Genomic DNA, 22,317 nt, shown 5'->3' on the forward strand with positions numbered 1-22,317 from the left:
TGTAGCCTGCGCCACCTAATACTAAAATAGACATAAATACGCTCCTTTTTCTCTCTAATTTCTTTTTCTATTGTACCATTAAATAAGGTTTACTTCTGAATTATTTCATTTTGTAAACAGGATTTAATTTGGCCATTTCTCCTTATTCATTTTTCCTATAAAAATACAGAAAAGACTTGGTAAATTTTAACAAATCTCTAAATTAGTCGTAGAGTTTATGAAAAATCATTGTAACTATTGGATTTTTTTGCTTTTTTCCGTCATAATAGAAACAAATACAATTTGAAAGAAGGAATGAACGATGAAAAAATTTGTATCAGGTATGTTAGTCGGTACTGCTATCACAGTTGCTGCTTTAGCCGGTGTGGCTACAACTATTAAAAAAACAGTCATTGATCCAATTGAAGAAAAAGAAGATATGATTGAAGAAAACCGTAAAAAAGCGATGCGTAAACGTATTGCACGTTAAAAAATAGCTGTGACGTTGAGATAAAAAATCTAACGCCAAGAAATCAACAGGAGCGCTTCTGGCTCGGTTGATTCTCTTAAGCATAACAAGTGGTCATCCATCGCTTTGATGGATGACCACTTGTTATGCTTTCTTTTTTACCAAAGGAGCTGACTATTTTTCTTAACTATTAAAAATAGTGGCAGCAATCCGATCCATATCGCGCATATTCCAAGGATCCACACCAGGACGAGCTGCAGCGGCTGTTAACCAATGAATCCCTTCTGTTGGAATACCACAACTAAAAAGGCCTGTCGCCACCTGTCCATCTTTTGTGATGACTTGATTCGTGGCAGGCACAATCAAGAGTGCGCCTGTTTTGACTATTTGACCATCAGCTAATGCCAGTTGATGGAGCGTAGCTAGCTTATCGGCTAACAACTGCCTCGTTAAAGGATTCAAACTTTTTTCATTATTAACTTTGGGAATGCGTGCTTCAATTAAAAAGTGACTATTATACCGATTTTCCGGAAACAAATTAGCATAAGTAATAAATTGACCCGCTTTCATTTCGACACGCATTTCTGGCCCCAGAATCGTGACTAATCCCAGTTCAACTAACGCCTGTAGCTCTTCTGTTCTTTCAACAGAAGGTCCCACTGACAAAAAGGTATTCAACGGGGTAAACCAATGCCACAACCACTTTTGACTCTCGTCATTCGTTAATAACCCTTCATCCAAAACAAAGCGAATCTGATCTCTTAAATCTTTTAAACTGTCTAAAGCAGTGGTCAAAGGACCGCTAAGATTGCCTTTCTCTGCTTCTTGAATATCCCATTTTAAATACTCTAGTAAAAACGAACGAAAACGTTCATGAGTGGTTTTCTTTGTTTCAGGATGTTCTAACACTTGCCAATCAAACCAATCTTGTTTTTCAAAGTGGGCTAAGCTTTTCGGCGCTCCCTTGGTTTGAATAAACAGCTGTTGAAAGGCCTCTTTAGAAAGATGCGGATATTTTTCTTCGATTAAGCAAGTGTAATACACATATTCCACTTCTTTTTTTAAATACCCAAAAAACTCTGCGCCTGTAACCTGTCCTTTTTTACGACATTCAGCTAAATACGTTTCGGTTAAAAAAACAGGCTGATAGGTTTCCCCGTAGCCTTTTTGATTATTCCCTCGAGGATGAGAAGGAAAACCGCGACCAGAACCAGCAATAATAATAGGCTCTCTTCCAGAAGGTTCATAACGTAAGCGGCCATTTTGACGAGAAAAAACACCCCCGCGGCCAATCGTCAAGGCAGATAAATAGTCAAAAAATGCCAAACCTAAGCCTTTTAACACAACAGGTTGTTTTGCGGGTATATTGGCAAGTGCCAATAAAGCATCCGCCGCATTTTTAGGGGAAGAATAAAACAAACGATGCTCCTTGGCGTAGTCCGCAAGCTCTTGTTCAACAGTCGTTAATTCATTTTCTTGGTGACCCATGGCTAAAATTACTTTGTCTGCCGTAAACTCAATGGATTGGGTGTACACATAATAGTTATCCTCTCCTGCCCGTACAGCAGTTACTGGCTCTTTAAAAAACGTCAGCGATGTTTGTTCGTTACATCGCGTGGCTAAATACGTATAAAACCATTTTTGGTACATGCCATAAAAAGCCCTCGAGCAGTGATCATTCGGTCCAAGGCGATGACATTCTTTCAACAACTCAAGATAATTATAGGGTTGTTGCTGTTGAATGTACTGCGCAGCTTCTGTTTGGGTCCATTCATAGAGAGTGGGTCCCTTGACAATTGGTCCTTCGCCACTAAAAGATTCATCTGTAAATAAAGTGACTTGACTAATCACGGTGTTCATTAATAAATAATTAGGTTGCTCTGCTCGCCAAATTTTCCCACCTGGACCGTATGGATCAAACAACGTGAGCTGAATATTTATTTCCGTTTTACGAGCCCATTCAATGACTCGTTCTGCAGCTGATAAGCCTCTGGGTCCAGCACCTACAATTGCAATTTTCATCCAATCACCTACTCTATTTTTCTAATAATTCTTTTAAGACAACCGCTTGATTATGCACTGTATCTTTCGCCCCATAGACCAGCGTGACTACTGGCTGATTTTTTACAATTGTCTGTAACTGCTTAAACGCTGTGGCAGTTGGCTCATGTTTCAATTCTTCTTGGTATTTTTGTTTAAACTCAGGATATTTATTTGCTTCATGATTAAACCATTTCCGTAGCTCTGTACTTGGGGCCACTTCTTTGAGCCATTCATCTAACTTTTCAGATTCCTTGGATTTTCCTCGTGGCCAAACACGGTCAACTAAAACACGGTAGCCATCTTGCTCTGTCGGTGCTTCATATGCTCGCTTGATTTGAATCATCTGCCTTCACCTCTTCTCTTTATTGTAGCTCAAAAAGTGAGGACTGACAAAAAAGAAAGTAAGTTCTTGTAATTAAAATACTAATAAATCAAGAATATCTTTATATTAGCAGTAAAAAGAAAAATTATTTTTTAACCATAAAAAAATTGATACTATTCTAAAAATGAGTCGAAGAGATACTAAATATGGCTTTTTGAAAAACCTTGTATCATTTTGTTAATATAACTGGTTCTATCATAAATTCTTATAATTAAACAACCATTGATTTCTACAGCAACAATTATTACAATTTAATTAAATAAAAAAAGGATGGATGAGTATTATGAAAAAATTTTTATCAGATTTACAAGTGTTGGTTTGTTGTCTTTGTTTTTTCCTCCTATTGTCACTTCTGCCGCTGAATTAAAACAATCACCACCAGATATTGATAGTGTGGAGACTTTTCTTGATAAAATGCAGGCAGATGAAAAAATTGCTGTTCTACCTGATGGTTCTATCGTTTCTGGAAATGGCATTGAAATTATAGATCCTGATACACAAAATGTAGTTGCTGTTGTAGAACCTGAAACATCCCCTTTATCTATTACAGTCGAAGAGTATCGAAACAAACAAAAATATTCACTTAACGAAGACTTAACTATTTCATTAATCAGACGAGGTTCACCTGCACCAAATAACAAAAATTATAATATAATGGTTCGTAAAGATACTTATCTTACTTCAAATTCCTTCAGTTCTCGCGGTTGGCGCTTTGCTGGTTATAACTATTTTCCGCAAAGCGGCACTGGAGCTTATCTTCTTTGGTATACATTTAAAGACTCTGCTATGATTGGTAGTATTTCAGAGGCACGAAATACGTATAGAACAGGTATCGCTCACGGAATTAGCGTCTACCCAGGTTCTCCTCGTTACCATACAGGTCCAGGCAATTTGACTACCTATTATACCTATAACCCAATTCCTGGTGCAAGCTATCTTGTTGCGAACTGGTAACTATAGAAAGGAGTATTGACATGAAAAAAAAGAACCTATACCCAGCGCTGATACTTTTTTTCCTAGTCAGTAGCATCGTGTGCTTATTTACTTTCAAACAAAATTTGCTGCCAGTTAAAGCAGATGCTTTGTCAGCACAGCAAGCAGTAAAAACTGAAATTAACCCCACTATTCAAGCAGCATTGAAAGATGCAGAAAAACAAGAAAACCCTCTCGAAAAATGGAGTGAAATGGTGCAGTTAAGTTCAGCAGATGATACAACGATTTTATATGCTTTAGAAGGCTTCATTCATGGACAAGTTATTCAAGGCGAAGGCACACCAGATGAAATCGTCTATGATAGCGACACCGATCCTAACGCCACAACTTTAGGTGAAATTCGTCAAGCCATTCGAGAACATTACAATTTAAACGAATAAAAGAGACAGAACGTATTTATCATTAATGATAAATACGTTCTGTCTCTTTTATTAACTATTTCTCTTTTTCACTTTCCCAGTCCAGCCATCATAGCCGCCTTTTAAAATATAAATATCAGTATAGCCATTTTTGCGTAATAAATTAGCTGCTCGGATACTTAAAGCTTTCTTCTGATCATAAAGATAAACAGGTTGATCCTTACGAAGAGAACCAATTGTTGTTTTTAACATGCTGTATGGCATGCTGCGCGCCCCTAAAATATGCCCAGCATCAAATGTATCTTTCTCACGAACATCAATCACTTGTGCTTTACGCATTGTTTCTTTAAATTCTTCTTCCGTCAGCATTTTTGCTGAACGTTTCACCATAATTTTCAAATATAATTCATTGAATACCATCGCTAGTACAATAACTAGCAAAATGCCATTGATTACCCATAAAATACTCATTCTAAAAAGCCCTCTCTATTTCTCTTTTGAAAATTGTAATGCTAGTGAAGCGGCACCAATCACGCCGGCCTCATTACCTAGCTCTGCTAATTTGATTTTTGTACTATTTCGAACTTGCGGGAAGGTAAATTCTTGGAAATATTTTTCGACACGACTACGTAAAAATTCTCCTGCTGCAGAAACACCTCCACCGATAACCACGCTATCTGGATTTAATGTGTTACCTAAGTTTCCTGTGGCCAAGCCTAAATAGAAACAAACACGATCCACAACCATTAAAGCAAAATGATCGCCTTTTTCGGCAAATTCAAAAACGTCTTTACTTGAAACATCTTGTCCATCATCAATCGCTTGTTTCAGTTCAGAGTCACCTGCAAACTCTTCTGATAAATGACGTGCAACACGAACGACACCAGTGGCACTAGAAACAGTTTCTAAACAGCCACGTTTCCCACAGGTACAGTCAAAGCCGTTAGGATCAACCGTCACATGCCCAACTTCACCAGCACAGCCAGCAACACCGTGGAGTAATTCTCCTGCTGCAATAATGCCTCCGCCGACACCTGTTCCTAAAGTAATAAAAATCACGTCGGGATTGTTTTCCCCCGCGCCTTTCCAACGCTCACCTAAAGCGGCAACATTGGCATCATTATCTAAGGCAAACGGAATTCCTAAAGCAGATTCGATTTGTTCTTTGACAGGCTGTACAGTCGTCCAGTTTAAATTATAGGCACCTACAACAGTTCCTTTTTCAATGTCGACACTTCCTGGTGTTCCCATACCAATTCCCACAAAATCTTCTTTTTTCATATTATAAAGATCTATACGGTGACGAATACTTTCAATAATTGATGGCACAATGTGCTTGCCATCTTCTAAAATATTCGTTTCAATACTCCATTTTTGTTGAACAACGCCATCGGTTGTTAAAATAGCAAATTTGATGGTCGTTCCACCTAAATCAATCCCAATAATCTTCTTATCCATTTAGTCGATTCCTTTCTGCTTCCCTCTAGATTCTTCTATTCGATGCTCTCTTTGCAAAATATGCCGGGCCTGTAAATACGTATCTCGGTCTACCAATTGACCTTCATACAATTTTTTTAATTCAATCATCATTAACTCAATATCATAAATCCGTGCACCGACATAAATATACATCCCAAACTGTTTAAAAAGTTGTTGTACATCATATAACGTTTCCATACGAAAACACTTCCTTATTATACAGGTAAACCGTATTTTTTAAAACCCAATAACAGACAAATTACGACAAGAAAAATAAAAATTAACGTGGCCATAATTCGCTCGTGCTTATTAAATGCTTTTTCACGATTTGGAACAGCAAAAGCCGTCGCGACTAATAGTCCACCGATTAGACCGCCAACATGACCCATCATATCTACAGAGCTACTAAACAAGTTAAATAACAAATTAATCACAATAAACATTGAATAGCGTTGCACCATATACATAATCGCTGGATTGTCTCTAAAATGGCGTCCTAAAATAACAAATGCGCCAAACAAACCAAAAAGCGCTGTACTAGCACCGGCTGAGACACTGTTGGGTGTCCCAAAGGCAAAACTGGCGATATTTCCAGCAATCCCACTCAATAAATAAATTCCCAAATAGCGCCAATGCCCATAAATTGCCTCAACCTGTGCGCCGATATAATAAAGAGTAACCATATTCAAAATAATATGCATAAACCCAATGTGAAGAAACATTGGCGTGATAAACCGCCAGTATTCATGATTTTGAGCTACCAGTGGACGAACCATTGCTCCCCAATTAACTAAGTTTAAAATATTTTCTGATCCTCCAGTTAATTCCAATCCAAGGAAAACAATGATTGAAATACCTAAAAGGGCATACGTAATGAACGGCTGATTTTTTAGCCGTTTCAATTTCATTTCTGTTTGATAATTCATTCCATTCCTCCTATTGTATAAATAATTGTTCGATTGGCTGATCAAACGCTTCTGGTTGCCATTGTTCATGGAGTTGTTCACTAAAAACTAAACTACATGAATGGCCCGAAAAATGTTCCAAATAACGATCATAAAAACCACCGCCGAAGCCTATTCGATAGCCAGCCCGATTGAAAACAATCCCTGGCACAATCAATAAATCAATCGCTGTAGCTGTTATTTCTGCCGCTGTTAACGGAGGTTCTTCTACGCCAAATGCACTGGTGTCATAAACCGTCTCTGGAAAGACTTGATAAAAGTGCATTTTGCCTCCTTTAAATGTTCGCGGCACCGCCACTTGCTTGCCCTCTTGCATGGCCCGTTCGAAAATTGGCTGTGTTGATAATTCTAGCGGTAACGACCGAATCATTCCGACTGTTTGTGCTTGTTGCCATTGCTGACTAGCAAACAACTGTTCATAGAGACTTGATTCTTTATGTTGTTTAATTTCCGGATGTTGTTTTAGCCATTCCAGGGCAGTTAAGCCCACTTTTCTCAACTTGTTTTTCTCCATGTACACCTTCAACCCCTTTTCTGTTAAGTTTATAGAAAGTGTTCTTAAAAAACAAGCTGATTCCCCTTTTCTCTTTGAAAAATCCCGTTATTTTTCTAACGTTTTTGACGCTTCTTTAAAAAAGTCAACAACCAAATCCATTGTTTCCCCTTTCACTAAATGCCGCTCACCGATTTCCGTTATAAATTGCGTATTTCTCGCATACGTTTTCCCAGACACTAATTGTTCAAAATCAGCCATATCTTCATAGGGAATTTTTTCATCTTCCGTTCCATGCCAAAACAGCATCGGTCGTTCTTGCAGTCTTTCTGGCGTTTGTGATAAATCGTATTGATGCACCCAACTTAGCAATAGTGGCAAGTCTTTAGGCACAAAAATAGCAAATTCTTTCGCCCGTTGAATCACTCGCTGAATATAGCGCGCCGGATAGGGTGTTCCCATTAAGCAAGTAGCAGCTTGAATCTCAGGATGTTGGGTCATAAGAGCGCTGGTAGTAATACCGCCCATGGATACACCACCCACGCCAATCCAATTTTCTTTAATCAACCCTAATTTATGAAAATGATGGATAATTACTGGAAATTCAATCAAATTATATTGAATGCTACTCCAAAATGTAATCGAAGGAATCGTGGAAATAGGTCCTGTTTTTCTTTCTCCGTGGTTCATGGCATCTGGTAAAATGACCCGAAACCCCTCGTGTGCTAATTTTCTTGCTTGTGTTAAAGATAATTCTTTTGCCGATTGCCAACCATGATAGTAAACAATTAGAGGTAATGCTTCGTTTTTTTGCTCTTCTGTTGTCACTTCTAATGCTGGAATTTTTGCTATGTAGCGATGTCTAATACTGATTTTCATTCATGATTCCTCCATTATAAAATATCTTCTCTTATTTTACCGTTTTTTGATAAAACCTGCTCTTTATATGATTTATCAAAAAAATCACAAAATATGCGAATTCGCATTTTCCTATTTTATTACTTTCCGTTATAATCATTTTATTAAATACAAAGGGGTGTTTTTATGGTTAAAATTGAGGAAAAAGGCAAAGTAACATTTGGACAAGCTTTTAAAGATTATTTTCGTGGATATGTTGATTTTAAAGGTCGGACCACACGTGCTGGTTATTGGTGGATGACACTGGTATTAAGCATTTTAGCACTTATTTTTTATATTGCCATTGTCGGCAAAGCCGTGTCAGCAATTTTAGCAGCTGAATATTTTGAAACCTATGATTTTGGGAACTTATTACCGTTGATGCTTTTTGCGCTTGTTTTATGGTTAGCTTTATTATTACCAACGTGGGCAATGTGTGTACGTCGTTATCGTGATGCTGGGATGACAGGTTGGGGCGTGCTTGTTTTATATCTACTTTCTATTGCCTGTAGCTATACACAAGTTTTCTCTGTTATGTCAACTTTTAAATATGACGTTCAAACAGATACTGTGATAACAGGTGGCAGTCCCGTCTTCTTATTTTTCACTCTTGTGATTAGTCTGTTTTTCTTCTTACTAACAGTCTTACCGACAGATAAACTAACAACAACTAGCCAAAATAGCGTCTTACGCTTCTTCTTCCGTTACAAAGAAGTGAAGTAATCAATAAGCGGAATGAATTGAGGAACTTCGCAGAACTACTTTTAAAGTTACTGAAAATATTGATTACCAAGAGTGTCTAGTATTATAGTAAGTTTCAATCATATTTAGATAGTCCTCATTTGAGCCTGATCAATATCTCTGAACTGAGCATTATTGATCAGCTCTCTTTTTATTGTTTTATAAAAAATTTTTCCTCTGTTAGATTGAGTACCACAAATGATTTACATTTAACTACTATCAACTTCACAAATTTGGCACCTTAAATTTTTATCTGACTATTCCTAGATTATATAGCATTTAAGATACACTTGTTCTATAATTAATTTGTTATAGACACATTTCACATCACCATATAACTGATTATAAAGTTATGCACAAGAGCAGATAAAAAACTATATCGTTATGTTTTTTTAACAATAAACGGAAACGGTTACTTTTACTAATGAAGATAAATTAAATAATTCGTACGCATGCGATTCCTCAATATTTTTTACAAAACAAGTTGGTAAACAAGAAAAAAAGACAGGAGAGAAAAATGAAACATTTTATTAAAGAAAACAAAGGCTTAGCCATCTACAGCTTTTTGATGGTCTTTGCTACTTATGGTATTAAACTATTTAACAATACTTACGCTATTGATACTATGCACTTAATGACTAACTACAGAGGCTACTTAAAACATTGGGTTTCCATTGGTAGACCAGGATTAGTAGCTTTAAAGCTTTTAACATACAACTATGTAAATGTTTATTTTTTAAATTTATTAGCTATTATTTTCTTTGCTATCGCCACTATCTTGTTGTGCTATTATGTTGATCTTTCAACTAAGCAGATTTATAACAAAAAGTATTTATATATTATCCCAAGTATTTTTCCAACCAGTCAATTATTTAGCGAACAATTTTACTTCGTCCTACAAAATTTTGAATTTTCATTAGGTATCTGTTTGGTTATACTTTCTCTCATTGCTATTTACCATATTCCCAATAAAATTTTTAAATTATTCGGCTTTTTGTTGCTGGCATTTACACTTACTATGTACCAATCATTCTTTGTATTTGCGTGTACCTTAATTTTATTCAAAATTTTAATGGCATTGTATTTTGCTCAGTTAAATGATCTTAAAATTTCTTTTAAAGACTATGCCTTCAAAATCGGCCATTTTATTCTACTAGCTATTTCATCTCTCGTTCTATCTCAACTAATGGCGATGTTAGCGAAAAAAGTTTTAAACGTTGAAAGCTCCTATCTAGATAATATGATTCTTTGGGGTAAACGTCCCTTGATAGATTCTATCAATGATATTAAAGATTACGCCAAAGAACTATTCTTCCCTCAAGTCGGAGACACTTTTTTTACACCGCTGTTTTTGATATGTGTTCTTTTACTGGTCATTGTATTAATTAATATGTCCTATCTAAAACGCAAAAATGTTTTTTTCATCTTTATTACCTTGTTAGGTATTCTAATCACTCCACTTATGTTTACAATTTTAGGTGGAAAACGTCCAGCAATTAGAGGTGAAGTACCTAACTTCCCTGCTGTTTTAGCGTTATTACTCATCTTTATTATGATTTACTGGGGATACAACTTTGTGCTTAAACATTTATTAATTGGTATAGTGATTTTCTTTACTTTTATTCAAGTTCGGGAAACAACCAACCTAGAATATTCTGAGTATCTAACAGCGGAAGAAGATTTACGTACTGCGGAAATGATTACAAATAATATTTATTCAATGGAAATTGAGAATCCTGAATCCTATAAACTTTTAATGTATGGAAATCGTTCTCCTCGGAATGTTTCAAATATAAAAGGTGAAACAAACGGTGTCTCATTATTTGAATTCATGCCTAACTCGGTGCATACTAGTTTAAATACTTTACTCTATATGAAAACATTTGGATTAAATTTTAATGATCCTACACCAGAAGATTTTGAAAAACACAAAGCTTTACAAGCGGAAATGAATGTCTGGCCTAGCAAAGATTCTATCCGAGTGGTAGATGATTGTATTGTTGTTAATTTGTCAAAATAATTTGGTATTTCATCTTTTTGAGAGTGGGACAATAGTCCTTTCTCTCTGCATATACAATCTACTCATTCAGAAAATTTCAGCCACTGCTTGCGATTGCAATAGGACATAGTTTTTACAAAGACAAAATGATAAAGCAAACCGTAAGCTAGCCCCAACATATTTAACAAAATTCTTAAGTAAAGACTTGTTTCTAGCCCAAATATCATAGAAGCTGCCATGATAGCACCAACACAATTAAAAATCGTTTTACTTTTATAAGATGTGCATAAGCCTAAACAAAGTCCTCCTAAAATACCAAGTAGGTTCGTTGGTATATAAAATAACAAGATAGCCGATACTAGAGAACCAATAACGATCCCTATTATTCGTTCTTTTGCTCGTTCAGACAATTTAAACGTATTATACCCAGAAAATAATGACGAACTAGCAAATGTTGCCCACATAAAGCGGTCAATCTGAAGGTGCGTTCCTATAAAAAGTAATAAGCTAATGCCTAAAGCGTAATAACCAAACCAAATATTTCTTTGATTAAAAAAACCATTTTCTGTAACCATCTGTATAAAAGTAATCTCTTGATCCAATTTTTTATGTTTCACATGATAAACAAAAGCTAAAAGTAAATAGGCAAACACTAATACAAAGAAAGTTTGTTCTAATTGCTGAAACGATTGATAGTGAACCGTGCCAACTAAATATAAGTAGGAGAACGTATACAAGCCAGGATTACCCATTTTAGGGTTTTTACCAGTTAAGAAAAACAATGCCAGCAAGCAGATAAAATGAAGGCCCAATTGTAAAAATGATACAGAAATCAGTGAAATTAATGGACTAACACCTAGAATTGTTAACACGATTCCTAAACTAAGCAAGGCCTGTTTTTCCCTGTAGCCATATGAGACGAAACGGATACTCAACAGCAAACAAAATAATACAATTGAAAAAGGCGCTACAGCTTTTCCAAAGAAAAAAGTAATCGTCGACACCCATAAAATCGCAAACGAAACTAATAAGATATCCCTTATTAACAAGGCGCGCCAAAAATATCTCCGCTGTTTTTTAGTGTCCGCTTGATGAATTTTTTGTTTTAAAATAAATGGATCTAACTGCAATAATTGATAAAAAGTCACCTAAAATCATCTCCTAAAAATCGACTCTTCTCAATTCATTATTCCAACTTTTCCTTCTATGAAATCATAAGAAAAGTAGTTGTGACGAACATTTTACTACAACTTTTTTTCTGAATCAATACATGCTTTATTTCTTAATTCAATACCTCTCCCGATACGATTTGCTTACTTCATAAAAAATAAGCCTAGAAAAAATCAAAACGATTAATTCTAGACTCAAAATTAAATAACTGTTGAACAAAAGCTAGCGCTTTTTTACATAAACTTTTCCAACAGATCCATTTCTTTTTCTAATTCTTTTTCATCATACTTGTCATACTTACCAGCTTCGTGTGCAATTTTTTTAATCTCATGAATGGCTTTTTTTTCAACAATCCATTTCTTCATACTATGTTTTTTTGTATCCTCATCTAGCGAGCCCAACTCTTCTAAACTTGCATCCAATTTGTTCAAAACGTCGGCAATTTTTGCTAATGCTTGCGCTTCTTTTTCTTCATAGTTTGACATAATAGACACCTCTTCTTAAGTATTTTTCTACTTTAAGTGTACGTCTCTGTCGTTTTATTTGCAACGAATAACTCAACTGCTTCTCGGTACGGAGGATAAGGGATTCGAACCCTTGCACGATGTTACTCGCCTAACGGTTTTCGAGACCGTCCCCTTCAGCCAAACTTGGGTAATCCTCCCTCTACATTCCATCTACAAATGAACATGTAATGAATCAATAGATAAAAAGCCTAGACCCTTACACAACAAGGATTCTAGGCTCTATCTAACTAAATTATTTAGTTTCACGGTGTAAAGTAACTTTTCTTTCACGTGGGCAATATTTTTGTTTTTCTAAACGATCAGGATTGTTACGTTTATTTTTATTTGTTAAGTAGTTACGTTCTTTACAAGAAGTACACTCTAAAGTGATGTTTACGCGCATGTTTTCCCCTCCTACTAATAATTGATCTTTCCAAGAGATTTCTTAGACTTGAATATCATACCATTTTTTTTGTCATTTGACTACCCTTTTAGGCAAATTTGTAAAGTAGTTCTACTTTACAAATTTTATTTTTTGTACATTTCCATATACGCTTCTAAAACTTCTTTGGCAATCGTTTGATTTGGTTTGGAAGATTCATCATTTAAGTGTGGTAAAACAACGCTAATTGCAATTTCAGGATTTTCGTACGGCGCATAAGCCACCAAGTTACTATTAACCGTTGTATGGTTTACTCCATTAGCATCTGTTGCTTGCGTTTCGGCGGTCCCTGTTTTAGCAGCAATTGAAAATTTGTCTGATTTTAAACCACGTGCAGTTGTAAAAGGACTAGTTCCATTTACCACATTATAGAAACCTTGTTGAAGAATTCCTATCTGGTCTTCAGAAATATTCACCTTATTCAAAACTTTTGGTTCAATTTCTTTTAAAATTTTTCCTAAAGCTCCATTTTCATCATTGCCATAGATTCCTTCTACCACATGGGGTTGCACGCGGATGCCATTATTTGCGACAGTGGAAACGTACTGTGCTAATTGTAACGCGCTATAGGTATCATATTGTCCAAAAGATAGATCAAGAAGATTACCGCCTTGTGGCGCAGATGACGAATCCTTAAAGTCCTTGTTTTGAATTCCTGTTGTTTCTCCTGGTATATCAATTCCAGTTTTCGTTCCCATACCATATTCTGCAAAAGCTTTTCTTAATTCTTTAAAGACAGTGTCATCTCCTACTTCATAAGGGAAAATCATATTGGGATAATAATTCACACCCATCATTTTAAAGACTAATTTCATCATATAAGCATTCGAAGAATATTCTAACGCTTGCTCCGCAGTTAATTGCATGGTTGTTCCACCAGAAGCATTCCACCAAGAAGCTTTTGGATTACTACCTGCTAGTAAAATAGCTTCATCTGTTAAAACATCATTGCCTTTAATGACGCCTGTTTCATAACCAGCTGTTAAAGTACCTGCTTTCACAACTGATCCAGGAACTTCAGAATTCAAAATAGGTGCTAAAGGATTAGGTGTGACTTCTCCAGTTGCTAAATCATGATGAAATCCTGACATTGCTAAAATAGCACCTGTTTGAGGGTTCATAGCAACGACATACGCATTTTCTGAGTATGGTCCAATGGTTTTGACTATTTGTGAATAGTTTCGTTGTAAAATTTCATCAACTTTGTTTTGGAAATTTGAATCAATCGTTAATTTTAAGTTGGAGCCTTTTTCCCCTTTGGAAATTGGGGTTTGTGAAACAATCTTTCCGTTATTGTCTAAAACGACTTCTGATTTTGCTTTTTTACCTTGTAGAACGTCTTCATATTGTTTTTCTAAATAGCTAGTTCCAACACGGTCATTTCGTGCATAGCCTTTTTTCAAATATTCATCGACTTCTTCGGCTGGCAATCCTTGTTTTTCAGTTGAAACGGTGCCCAACAGGCTACGTAATGCACCACTTTGAGAATAATCACGCGTCCAATCAGTCCCTGTTGAAACACCAGATATTTCCGCTGTGTGTTCACCAATTGTCGCAATTTCACCTTCTGTTACCCCTTCATTCTTGATGAAGACCGTGTTCATTTGTGACGCTGCATTCATTCGTTTAAAAATCGTCACTGCTTGTAAGGTTCGGTCATCAAACGCAATTTCTTCAGGGGTGACTTTTTCAACGGCTTTGGCATATAATGTGCCTTCGTCCGTAATTTTGTTGCCTTTTTCATCTTCTTTATCTTGATCGGTTAAACGGGCTTGGGCTGCTTTTAAATTTTCAGGATTCGCTAACCAATAATCTTTTTTATCACGGTCCGTTAAGTTTGGATCAACTGGAACGTTAATAAGTTCGTTGACTTTATTCGCAATCGGTAAAATATCTTTTCCTTCAATATTTTTTCCTCGTGTGTAAGTGATTGCTAAATTGGCTTTGTTAGAAACCAAGACTTTTCCTTGTGAATCATAAATTTGTCCTCGAGGGGATGGTGTGGTGATTTGTAGTGAAGAATTGGCAGTAATTTTTTTGTTAAACTCTTCTCCTTCAACAATCTGTAAATACCCTAAACGGACAATTAATGAAACAAATAAAGTAAATATCACAAAAAATAATAAGTTCAATCGAAAAGGAATATGTGGCTTTCTACCTCGTTGACTCTTTGCTGCGGCATCTGTTTTTTTTATTTTATCTATAAATGAGTTTTTCTTCATACCTCTAGTCCCTTCACTAAAAAGTTTCGCATTCTCATTGTAACAAAAAATAGTCAAAAAATCAGGATTATTCCCAGCTCTAAGGAAATATTTAATTATTTTTTTGTTAAAAAAAAGTCAAAAGGACTTCTGAATTCAGAAGTCCTTTTGACTTTTTCTCTTTTTTTAACGGCTGTAATTGTGAACTTCAGCAGCCATGCTGTCAATGAAAATTGATAAATCTTCAACAGACGTTTCTTTGCTTCCATAACGACGGACGTTCACCGTTGCGTCTTCCATTTCTTTGTCCCCGACCACTAATTGATAAGGTACTTTTTGGGTTTGAGAGGCCCGAATTTTGTAGCCCATTTTTTCGTTACGATCATCGACTTCAACACGTAAGCCTTGTGCTTGTAAACGTTCTTTGATTTCATAAGCATACTCAGAATGCGCTTCTACAGAAACTGGGATAATAGTTGCTTGAATTGGTGCTAACCAAGTAGGGAAAGCGCCTTTGTAAACTTCTGTTAAGTAAGCCACAAATCGTTCCATTGTTGAGACAATACCACGGTGGATAACAACTGGACGATGCGTATTTTCACCATCTTCGCCAACATAAGTTAAGTCAAACCGTTCTGGTAATAAGAAGTCTAATTGGATGGTTGATAATGTTTCTTCCATTCCTAAAGCTGTTTTTACTTGAACATCTAACTTCGGACCGTAAAAGGCAGCTTCGCCTTCTGCTTCAAAGTAATCTAATTCTAATTCATCCATGGCAGCTTTTAACATCGCTTGCGCTTTTTCCCACATCGCATCATCATCAAAATATTTGTCTGTATTATTTGGATCACGATAGCTTAAGCGGAAACGATAATCCGTAATGTTAAAGTCAGCATAGACTGCCACCATTAACTCCAAAGTACGTTTAAATTCGTCTTTAATTTGGTCAGGACGAACAAAAGTATGGCCATCGTTTAAAGTCATTTCACGAACACGTTGTAACCCTGATAATGCACCAGATTTTTCATAGCGGTGCATCATCCCTAATTCAGCGATTCGAATTGGCAATTCGCGGTAACTATGAATGTCATTTTTATAAACCATCATATGGTGTGGACAATTCATTGGACGTAATACCAGCATTTCGCCATCGCCCATATCCATTGGTGGGAACATATCTTCATGGTAATGATCCCAGTGACCAGATGTTTTATATAATTCCACATCTGCCATAATTGGTGTATACACATGTTGGTAACCTAAGCTAATTTCTTTGTCCACAATATAACGTTCAATTGTACGACGAATGGTTGCGCCTTTTGGTAACCAGAAAGGTAACCCTGAACCAACTTCTTGTGAAACCATAAATAAATCTAATTCTTTTCCTAATTTACGGTGGTCACGTTCTTTGGCTTCCTCGCGCATTTTGATAAATTCTTTTAAATCTTTTTTATCGAAAAAGGCAGTGCCATAAATTCGTTGCATCATGTGATTGTCAGAGTTTCCGCGCCAATAAGCACCAGCTACTGAAAGTAATTTAAAGACTTGAATCCGTCCTGTTGAAGGGACGTGAACACCACGACATAAATCAACAAAATCGCCTTGATCATAGACAGTGATGATTTCATCTTCTGGTAAATCTGTAATTAATTCAACTTTGTAAGGATCATCAGCAAATAATTCTAACGCTTCTGCACGTGAGATTTCTTTACGAACGATTGGGTTATTTTCCTTCACAATTTTCATCATTTCGGCTTCAATTGCAGGTAAATCTTCCGCTGTCACAGGGGATTCCCCATTATCTGTATCATAGTAGAACCCAGAATCAATCGCAGGACCTACGCCAAATTTAATGTTAGGGAAAAGACGACGTAAGGCATTAGCCATTAAATGAGCTGATGAATGACGTAAAATTCCTAAAGCATCTTCATGATCAGGTGTCACGATTTCAAGCGAACCATCTTCTACGATAGGACGATCTAAATCGATTAAAACACCATTGAATTTACCAGCTAAAGCTTTTTTGGCTAAACTGTTGCTAATACTTTTAGCAACATCAAATGTTGTAACCCCAGAATCAAACGGTTTAACAGCGCCATCTGGAAAAGTAATGTGAATAGACATAATAAAATTCTCTCCTTTTAATTTTTTTGATTTGAAGCGTTTCATTGTGTTCCTGTTTTTCACAATGAAACGAAACAGCCACCTGTTCCCCTTGTTAAAAAACAAAAAGTCCTAGTATTCTAACGAATACTAGGACGAAAATATCGTGGTTCCACCTAATTTTGAACACAAATAATCTGTGTTCCTCTAGCGTGTTAACGGTGCGACCGCCTTTGTTTCAACAAAGGTTTCGAAAGTGGTCATCCCTTGTGCCAATCTGGAAAATTTTCAGCCAAGATTTTCCTCTCTAATAGATCGCGGGCAAGTTCAGTTGTCTTTCTCATCAATCATTTATGCACTTATTTAACCACTTATTTTCAGAAAAAGCAAGTGATTCAACAGAAATTCTCTGAAAACTTATTTTTTCCATTCGCCGCCTTGTGCATAGCGGTCTTTTTTCAATTCATTGACAATCACATGGATATTCTCTTTTGGTGCACCAGCGTTTTTTGACACAGCTTCTGTAATATCTTTGACCATATTAGTTAACTGTTCTTCTGTGCGGCCTTCAATTAATTCTACATGTACAAATGGCATCTTCGTTCCCCCAATTTAAATTGCTTGTTCTGTTTGTATCATAGAGCGGGTTATGACGCTTGTCAATAAAAAATTGGGGACGTCAGTCGTTACGCTGACGTCTCCAATTTTTACTTTTCAGATACATCGCTGGACCAAAGTACGGTCTTACCTAATATCTCTTTTTATACTTCTTCGCCGTAATCCACAGGTTTATCAAATTCACCTGGTGCATCATCATAGATATGTCCGTAAATAATTACCGGCATTCCGTCATAGGATACATCAAAGATTTTTGAAACTTCTGTTCCTGGCGTATTGATACAGCCATTACTACCAGCATCGGTTTTAAAGGCTTCTTTATCGCCATACTTATCCAATTTATGGTCGGAGTCATGAATCCCAATTTGTGTGACAACGCCCCCTTGACTTAATAACGGCATCCAATATTTTACTGGCACACTGTATCGAGAACCATCGAGCATTTGACCTTCTAAATTCACATCGGTTGTCCGATATAAAATTGTATGGAATCCTGGTACTGTTGCGGTTCCTTTGTTATATCTGCCAGTAATGACATCTGTGGTGACTATTTTTTTGCCATCAATGAAACAATACATTTTTTGATCTTTTAAATCAATTTCAATGTAATTATTGGCTATTTTACTATTTTCTTTGGTATCGCCAACCAACGGAGCAGTGATTGCATTCGTTTGTTCTTGGCTATTCAGCGCGTTTACTAGTAGTTCTTGCGTTTTGGCCCCATCAATCGACCAGCCATAACTTCCGTTGTTTTTAAAACGACGTGTCGTGCCGTGAACATCTGTAAATAAAACTGGTTGATTAGCAGAACCATATGTTGTTTCTAATTGTGTCACCCAAGTAGTTAGTTTTTCTTTGTTGATTGTGCCATCATCATTCAGCACGTTTTGAATTTGTGTTTTATCAAAGGCTACTTTTTCACCATTAATATCAACTGTAATTGTTTTATTTAACTTGTTATTGAGCGTTGTCAATGTCGCCTTTAACGTTTGATCCTCTTTTGTAATTTCAGGGGCTTTATAAAAATCTTTGGCATTGTATTGATAGTTGCCTTTTCCCGCTTCAACATCCGCAATAATCTGCTGATTTAAGCGCTGTGTGTCCACTACTGTGCCTTGTTCTTCGGGAACAATTTCAAAAGTGCCATTGCCTCGACGAATACTCGCATTTTTGCTTGGTTTCCCCTCTGGAAAACTTAAAGTCGCTAATTTGGCTTCTAGTTCTTTTTTGAATGCCTCGTTTAACGGTAGCTTCACCTTGCTACTGTGTAAATGGTCTTTTAAAAATTTTTGATCCAATTGGTATTTTTTAGGAAGTTGAATTTTTTCTTCTTTTGCACCCGTTTGAACCACAACTTCTTCGGTTTGATTAACTTGCGCTAATTTTTCTTCCGCGGCATTTACATTTAACCAGCCTACAGAAACTCCATTTACTTTTGTGGTTGGTAAAAAGTGACTTTGAAAATAAACATAGCTGCCCCCAGCAACCAGAGCTAGTCCAACCAAAGAAGTAATAATTACTTTCTTTTTATTATTTTTTCCTGATTTTTGACGACGTGTATTACGCACTTGCATTTCTTCTTTTTTCATTTGTTCATCCTTTATATCAATAATTTTAGGTTTATTTCTTAGAGTCTAGGCAACAAACAACTGCGGTGATCTACAATCAAAAAAAGTTCCCTTTCTCTCGCAGATTAATTTTTTCAATTATACACTATTTTTACGTTGTTTTCAGCTTATTTTCCTTATAAATCCTTTAATCTTAAAGAATTTGTATACTCTGTGACTTTTTTTGCTTCTTGTAAATAATACGTAAACTGGGCCATTTTAGCAAAATCCTGAGCGACGACGTCAAAAAAGGCTTGTGTCTTTATTAAGCTGTTCCAACAAGCTTCTTTACTAGAAAAATCCAGCAACGATGCTAATTGATCCATCGTGTCAGGAGTGACATAATTTTTCAGATACTTAAATTGTTTCCCAACAGAAATTGGCTCCGGTTCCTGCCAAGCCGCTTGCCAAGAAAGCAAGCGCAACAGTTCCTGCTGACAATATTCATAGAGATGTGTGACAGCGTAAAATAGTTCATTCCGACAAAGCCCCTTAACTACATACGTACTAACCCACCAAAATTCATTGCAACAATCGTTAAATTGCTGCTGATCCGGAGCTGTTACTGTATAATTTTTATCAGATGCTACAGGTAAAGGTGGCAAATTTTCATCTTTGTCTAACAAGATAATTGCTAAAGAATCGCCTTCATGCCAATTGTCTTTTTCTGCGAGAGGACACAACGTTAAATCGATACGTTGACCATCTTCAAATAACATTAAAAATGTTTCCCGCGTCTTCGGTTCTGTGGGAAATAAGGTCATTTCCTTGGGACGTTGCATAATTAATGGTTGACCAAATTTTGCTGTCCACGTTGCTGTTTCAAAAAACTCAGCACATGGTTCTATAATATAAACAATGTCGAAATCTTGAAAACTATCTTTTGGCACTTTCACATTCGTGCGAGAACCCACCATTCCCACGGCTCGAATGTGTTCTTATTGTTTTGCTACATCCATAATAAGTTGAAACATTTCTTCTTCTGTACGCATTCACTCGCTCCCTCTCTTCAAAAGTTTCTATTAAAACATAGATTTTTTTATAAGTCTTTTGTTTTCTATCGCTTTTTCTATGGTACTTCGTATACACTAACATTACAAGGAGGGATGTTTCATGCATTGGTTAAAAATAACAAGTTTATCCATTGTCAGTTTTGGCTTTTGTATTCTTTTGATTTTAGGTCTACTTATTTTTACTGGCAAAAATACGCAACCCACCGATAAACCAGATGCTATTTTAATTTTAGGGGCCCGTGTTTTAGGAACGTCTAAAGAAACCGCACTGCCCAGCCGTGTTTTGCAAGCTCGGTTAGATGTGGCTATCCCCTATATTAAACAACACCCCGAGACACCCGTTATTGTTAGCGGAGGGCAAGGAGCAGATGAGCCGGCTACGGAAGCCGCGGTTATGAAACAATACTTGCTAAATAAAGGTGTTCCAGAAAAACAGATTCTCTTAGAAAATCGTGCCACACGCACCAAAGAAAATATTGTCAATTCACAAAAACTCCTTTCTTTTAAACGGCTAGTGATTGTTACTAGTGACTTTCACATGTATCGCTCGCAACTTTTAGCCAAGCGAGCAGGTATCTCAAATGTTTCAGGCATCACTGCGGCTTCTTCTTTTCCAAAAGATATCAAAAATTTTGGTCGAGAGCTGCTTTCTTTAGGCTATGCCTTACTCTTTGATTGGTAAAAGTGCATCCTTCGCAAGATCATTTTGCGAAGGACGCTTTTTTATTCTGTGGATTTGCTCACTTTTGTTCTCTTCTTCTTGTGTTTAAATTATAAAAATGATAACATATCTTTGTTAGCGCTTACAAATAATATTTATTTTATAGGAGGAGAAAGTTATGGGGCATCAATTGAGCACTCATTTTTTTAACAAGAAAACAGGGATTATTTCAACTTTTTTAAGTTTGATCCTTTTAGTCGGTGGGTTATTATTTGCACTACCTGCATTTGAAGTACAAGCAGCATCAACTGTTACACCTAAAACAGTCATGTATGTAGAAGTAAACAACCACGATTTTAACAATGTGGGAAAATATACTTTAGCTGGAACCAATCAACCTGCTTTTGATATGGGGATTATTTTTGCAGCCAATATTAATTATGATACGGTCAATAAAAAACCTTACTTATATCTCAATGAACGGGTCCAACAAACTTTAAACGAAGCTGAAACACAAATTCGTCCAGTTCAAGCACGCGGCACTAAAGTCCTATTGTCTATTTTAGGCAACCATGAAGGCGCTGGCTTTGCTAATTTCCCAACTTACGAAAGTGCGGATGCCTTTGCAGCTCAATTAGAACAAGTCGTTAATACGTATCATTTAGATGGTATTGATTTTGATGATGAGTATGCTGAATACGGAAAAAATGGGACGCCTCAACCAAATAATTCTTCGTTCATTTGGTTACTTCAAGCCTTAAGAAATCGCTTAGGCAATGATAAATTAATTACTTTTTATAATATTGGACCAGCGGCTGCGAACTCTTCTGCTAATCCTCAAATGAGTTCTTTAATTGATTATGCTTGGAATCCTTATTATAGTACCTGGAATCCGCCACAAATTGCGGGGATGCCTGCTTCTCGTTTAGGTGCTTCTGCCGTTGAAGTTGGTGTCAATCAAAATCTAGCTGCGCAATATGCTAAACGTACAAAAGCGGAGCAATATGGTATTTATCTAATGTATAACCTCCCAGGAAAAGATTCATCTGCGTATATCTCGGCGGCGACACAAGAACTTTATGGTCGAAAAACGAACTATTCACCAACTGTTCCAACACCTTAATTATTATCTCGTGTCTACAAGCGCCAACATGTAATGAGTTAAAGAGGTCGGGACAGAAGCGTTTAACTCCGAGA

The 22,317-nt window shown here is 36.5% G+C and carries 23 protein-coding genes and 1 tRNA gene; 7 read left to right on the forward strand and 17 right to left on the reverse strand.

The genetic code is table 11. From position 1 onward, the window contains the following. Positions 1–301 precede the first annotated feature (301 nt). The gene (locus HMPREF2810_RS14655) at positions 302–469 is read left to right on the forward strand and encodes a DUF3042 family protein (RefSeq protein ID WP_002356337.1); all 168 of its coding nucleotides are present in this window, start codon (positions 302–304) and stop codon (positions 467–469) included. A 162-nt stretch (positions 470–631) separates the two neighbouring features. Here the strand turns inward: HMPREF2810_RS14655 and HMPREF2810_RS14660 are convergent, their stop codons facing one another. Continuing rightward, positions 632–2,470, reverse strand: coding sequence for an FAD/NAD(P)-binding protein (locus HMPREF2810_RS14660; RefSeq protein ID WP_002382480.1), 1,839 nt, complete (start codon positions 2,468–2,470; stop codon positions 632–634). Positions 2,471–2,483: 13 nt separating this feature from the next. Further along, a complete protein-coding gene (locus tag HMPREF2810_RS14665) occupies positions 2,484–2,834 on the reverse strand; it encodes a DUF488 domain-containing protein (RefSeq protein WP_002362343.1) in 351 nt (116 codons plus the stop codon). Between the two features lie 366 nt (positions 2,835–3,200). On the opposite strand from HMPREF2810_RS14665, the gene HMPREF2810_RS14670 reads away from it, so the two are divergent. Continuing rightward, complete coding sequence (locus HMPREF2810_RS14670) at positions 3,201–3,827, forward strand: hypothetical protein (RefSeq protein WP_227280392.1); 627 nt, start codon at positions 3,201–3,203, stop codon at positions 3,825–3,827. A gap of 20 nt (positions 3,828–3,847) precedes the next feature. Then, entirely contained in the window at positions 3,848–4,246 is a 399-nt protein-coding gene (locus tag HMPREF2810_RS14675; protein ID WP_002416078.1) for a hypothetical protein, read from the forward strand. A gap of 51 nt (positions 4,247–4,297) precedes the next feature. On the opposite strand, the gene HMPREF2810_RS14680 is transcribed toward HMPREF2810_RS14675, so the two are convergent. The 6 genes from HMPREF2810_RS14680 to HMPREF2810_RS14705 form a co-directional block, all read right to left on the reverse strand. Then, on the reverse strand, positions 4,298–4,696 hold the full coding sequence (locus HMPREF2810_RS14680) for a rhodanese-like domain-containing protein (RefSeq protein WP_002356334.1): 399 nt from the start codon (positions 4,694–4,696) through the stop codon (positions 4,298–4,300). A gap of 15 nt (positions 4,697–4,711) precedes the next feature. Next, positions 4,712–5,683: an ROK family glucokinase gene (locus tag HMPREF2810_RS14685; RefSeq protein WP_002382477.1), complete on the reverse strand. Its 972-nt coding sequence runs from the start codon at positions 5,681–5,683 to the stop codon at positions 4,712–4,714. After that, a complete protein-coding gene (locus HMPREF2810_RS14690) occupies positions 5,684–5,902 on the reverse strand; it encodes a YqgQ family protein (protein ID WP_002356332.1) in 219 nt (72 codons plus the stop codon). Between the two features lie 17 nt (positions 5,903–5,919). Then, the gene (locus HMPREF2810_RS14695) at positions 5,920–6,630 is read right to left on the reverse strand and encodes a rhomboid family intramembrane serine protease (RefSeq protein ID WP_002382475.1); all 711 of its coding nucleotides are present in this window, start codon (positions 6,628–6,630) and stop codon (positions 5,920–5,922) included. 10 nt (positions 6,631–6,640) lie between these two features. Continuing rightward, positions 6,641–7,183, reverse strand: a complete 543-nt coding sequence (locus tag HMPREF2810_RS14700; RefSeq protein ID WP_002382474.1) for a 5-formyltetrahydrofolate cyclo-ligase — start codon at positions 7,181–7,183, stop codon at positions 6,641–6,643. An 87-nt stretch (positions 7,184–7,270) separates the two neighbouring features. Beyond that, the gene (locus HMPREF2810_RS14705; protein WP_002382473.1) at positions 7,271–8,041 is read right to left on the reverse strand and encodes an alpha/beta fold hydrolase; all 771 of its coding nucleotides are present in this window, start codon (positions 8,039–8,041) and stop codon (positions 7,271–7,273) included. 165 nt (positions 8,042–8,206) lie between these two features. Here HMPREF2810_RS14705 and HMPREF2810_RS14710 point away from each other — a divergent pair, with 165 nt between their 5' ends. Both HMPREF2810_RS14710 and HMPREF2810_RS14715 read left to right on the forward strand, forming a co-directional pair. Then, entirely contained in the window at positions 8,207–8,782 is a 576-nt protein-coding gene (locus HMPREF2810_RS14710; protein WP_002379789.1) for a DUF805 domain-containing protein, read from the forward strand. A 535-nt stretch (positions 8,783–9,317) separates the two neighbouring features. Further along, complete coding sequence (locus HMPREF2810_RS14715; protein WP_002388440.1) at positions 9,318–10,820, forward strand: glucosyltransferase domain-containing protein; 1,503 nt, start codon at positions 9,318–9,320, stop codon at positions 10,818–10,820. Between the two features lie 62 nt (positions 10,821–10,882). On the opposite strand, the gene HMPREF2810_RS14720 is transcribed toward HMPREF2810_RS14715, so the two are convergent. From HMPREF2810_RS14720 to HMPREF2810_RS14760, 9 genes are all read right to left on the reverse strand, one after another. Beyond that, the gene (locus tag HMPREF2810_RS14720) at positions 10,883–11,947 is read right to left on the reverse strand and encodes an FUSC family protein (protein ID WP_002382471.1); all 1,065 of its coding nucleotides are present in this window, start codon (positions 11,945–11,947) and stop codon (positions 10,883–10,885) included. 255 nt (positions 11,948–12,202) lie between these two features. After that, positions 12,203–12,454, reverse strand: coding sequence for a hypothetical protein (locus HMPREF2810_RS14725; protein WP_002382470.1), 252 nt, complete (start codon positions 12,452–12,454; stop codon positions 12,203–12,205). 89 nt (positions 12,455–12,543) lie between these two features. After that, positions 12,544–12,633 (reverse strand) — tRNA-Ser (locus tag HMPREF2810_RS14730). A 95-nt stretch (positions 12,634–12,728) separates the two neighbouring features. After that, on the reverse strand, positions 12,729–12,878 hold the full coding sequence (rpmG, locus tag HMPREF2810_RS14735; RefSeq protein ID WP_002356321.1) for a 50S ribosomal protein L33: 150 nt from the start codon (positions 12,876–12,878) through the stop codon (positions 12,729–12,731). Between the two features lie 125 nt (positions 12,879–13,003). After that, complete coding sequence (locus tag HMPREF2810_RS14740; protein WP_002359399.1) at positions 13,004–15,139, reverse strand: peptidoglycan D,D-transpeptidase FtsI family protein; 2,136 nt, start codon at positions 15,137–15,139, stop codon at positions 13,004–13,006. Between the two features lie 165 nt (positions 15,140–15,304). Continuing rightward, the gene (gene thrS, locus HMPREF2810_RS14745; protein WP_002359397.1) at positions 15,305–17,242 is read right to left on the reverse strand and encodes a threonine--tRNA ligase; all 1,938 of its coding nucleotides are present in this window, start codon (positions 17,240–17,242) and stop codon (positions 15,305–15,307) included. A gap of 396 nt (positions 17,243–17,638) precedes the next feature. Next, the gene (locus tag HMPREF2810_RS14750) at positions 17,639–17,818 is read right to left on the reverse strand and encodes a 2-hydroxymuconate tautomerase (RefSeq protein ID WP_002356318.1); all 180 of its coding nucleotides are present in this window, start codon (positions 17,816–17,818) and stop codon (positions 17,639–17,641) included. Positions 17,819–17,982: 164 nt separating this feature from the next. After that, positions 17,983–19,428: a L,D-transpeptidase family protein gene (locus HMPREF2810_RS14755; protein ID WP_002382467.1), complete on the reverse strand. Its 1,446-nt coding sequence runs from the start codon at positions 19,426–19,428 to the stop codon at positions 17,983–17,985. Between the two features lie 155 nt (positions 19,429–19,583). Then, a complete protein-coding gene (locus HMPREF2810_RS14760) occupies positions 19,584–20,378 on the reverse strand; it encodes an aminoglycoside 6-adenylyltransferase (RefSeq protein WP_227331117.1) in 795 nt (264 codons plus the stop codon). A gap of 181 nt (positions 20,379–20,559) precedes the next feature. Between HMPREF2810_RS14760 and HMPREF2810_RS14765 the strand changes: the two genes are divergently transcribed. Together HMPREF2810_RS14765 and HMPREF2810_RS14770 are read left to right on the forward strand one after the other, a co-directional pair. After that, a complete protein-coding gene (locus tag HMPREF2810_RS14765; RefSeq protein ID WP_002359392.1) occupies positions 20,560–21,141 on the forward strand; it encodes a YdcF family protein in 582 nt (193 codons plus the stop codon). A gap of 157 nt (positions 21,142–21,298) precedes the next feature. Next, positions 21,299–22,243: an endo-beta-N-acetylglucosaminidase gene (locus tag HMPREF2810_RS14770; RefSeq protein ID WP_002382461.1), complete on the forward strand. Its 945-nt coding sequence runs from the start codon at positions 21,299–21,301 to the stop codon at positions 22,241–22,243. The last annotated feature ends 74 nt before the right edge of the window (positions 22,244–22,317 follow it).

Origin of the sequence: Enterococcus sp. HMSC078F03 (assembly GCF_001811595.1) — a bacterium.
GTDB lineage: Bacteria > Bacillota > Bacilli > Lactobacillales > Enterococcaceae > Enterococcus > Enterococcus faecalis.

Excerpts from the sequence above, each read along its gene's own strand:
- HMPREF2810_RS14685 (WP_002382477.1), bottom strand. The coding sequence starts at position 5,683 with ATGGATAAGAAGATTATTGGGATTGATTTAGGTGGAACGACCATCAAA.
- HMPREF2810_RS14695 (WP_002382475.1), bottom strand. The coding sequence starts at position 6,630 with ATGAATTATCAAACAGAAATGAAATTGAAACGGCTAAAAAATCAGCCG.
- HMPREF2810_RS14710 (WP_002379789.1), top strand. The coding sequence starts at position 8,207 with ATGGTTAAAATTGAGGAAAAAGGCAAAGTAACATTTGGACAAGCTTTT.
- HMPREF2810_RS14740 (WP_002359399.1), bottom strand. The coding sequence starts at position 15,139 with ATGAAGAAAAACTCATTTATAGATAAAATAAAAAAAACAGATGCCGCA.
- HMPREF2810_RS14690 (WP_002356332.1), bottom strand. The coding sequence starts at position 5,902 with ATGGAAACGTTATATGATGTACAACAACTTTTTAAACAGTTTGGGATG.
- HMPREF2810_RS14675 (WP_002416078.1), top strand. The coding sequence starts at position 3,848 with ATGAAAAAAAAGAACCTATACCCAGCGCTGATACTTTTTTTCCTAGTC.
- HMPREF2810_RS14660 (WP_002382480.1), bottom strand. The coding sequence starts at position 2,470 with ATGAAAATTGCAATTGTAGGTGCTGGACCCAGAGGCTTATCAGCTGCA.
- HMPREF2810_RS14725 (WP_002382470.1), bottom strand. The coding sequence starts at position 12,454 with ATGTCAAACTATGAAGAAAAAGAAGCGCAAGCATTAGCAAAAATTGCC.
- rpmG (WP_002356321.1), bottom strand. The coding sequence starts at position 12,878 with ATGCGCGTAAACATCACTTTAGAGTGTACTTCTTGTAAAGAACGTAAC.
- HMPREF2810_RS14700 (WP_002382474.1), bottom strand. The coding sequence starts at position 7,183 with ATGGAGAAAAACAAGTTGAGAAAAGTGGGCTTAACTGCCCTGGAATGG.
- thrS (WP_002359397.1), bottom strand. The coding sequence starts at position 17,242 with ATGTCTATTCACATTACTTTTCCAGATGGCGCTGTTAAACCGTTTGAT.
- HMPREF2810_RS14655 (WP_002356337.1), top strand. The coding sequence starts at position 302 with ATGAAAAAATTTGTATCAGGTATGTTAGTCGGTACTGCTATCACAGTT.
- HMPREF2810_RS14770 (WP_002382461.1), top strand. The coding sequence starts at position 21,299 with ATGGGGCATCAATTGAGCACTCATTTTTTTAACAAGAAAACAGGGATT.
- HMPREF2810_RS14765 (WP_002359392.1), top strand. The coding sequence starts at position 20,560 with ATGCATTGGTTAAAAATAACAAGTTTATCCATTGTCAGTTTTGGCTTT.
- HMPREF2810_RS14680 (WP_002356334.1), bottom strand. The coding sequence starts at position 4,696 with ATGAGTATTTTATGGGTAATCAATGGCATTTTGCTAGTTATTGTACTA.
- HMPREF2810_RS14755 (WP_002382467.1), bottom strand. The coding sequence starts at position 19,428 with ATGAAAAAAGAAGAAATGCAAGTGCGTAATACACGTCGTCAAAAATCA.
- HMPREF2810_RS14750 (WP_002356318.1), bottom strand. The coding sequence starts at position 17,818 with ATGCCATTTGTACATGTAGAATTAATTGAAGGCCGCACAGAAGAACAG.
- HMPREF2810_RS14665 (WP_002362343.1), bottom strand. The coding sequence starts at position 2,834 with ATGATTCAAATCAAGCGAGCATATGAAGCACCGACAGAGCAAGATGGC.
- HMPREF2810_RS14705 (WP_002382473.1), bottom strand. The coding sequence starts at position 8,041 with ATGAAAATCAGTATTAGACATCGCTACATAGCAAAAATTCCAGCATTA.
- HMPREF2810_RS14715 (WP_002388440.1), top strand. The coding sequence starts at position 9,318 with ATGAAACATTTTATTAAAGAAAACAAAGGCTTAGCCATCTACAGCTTT.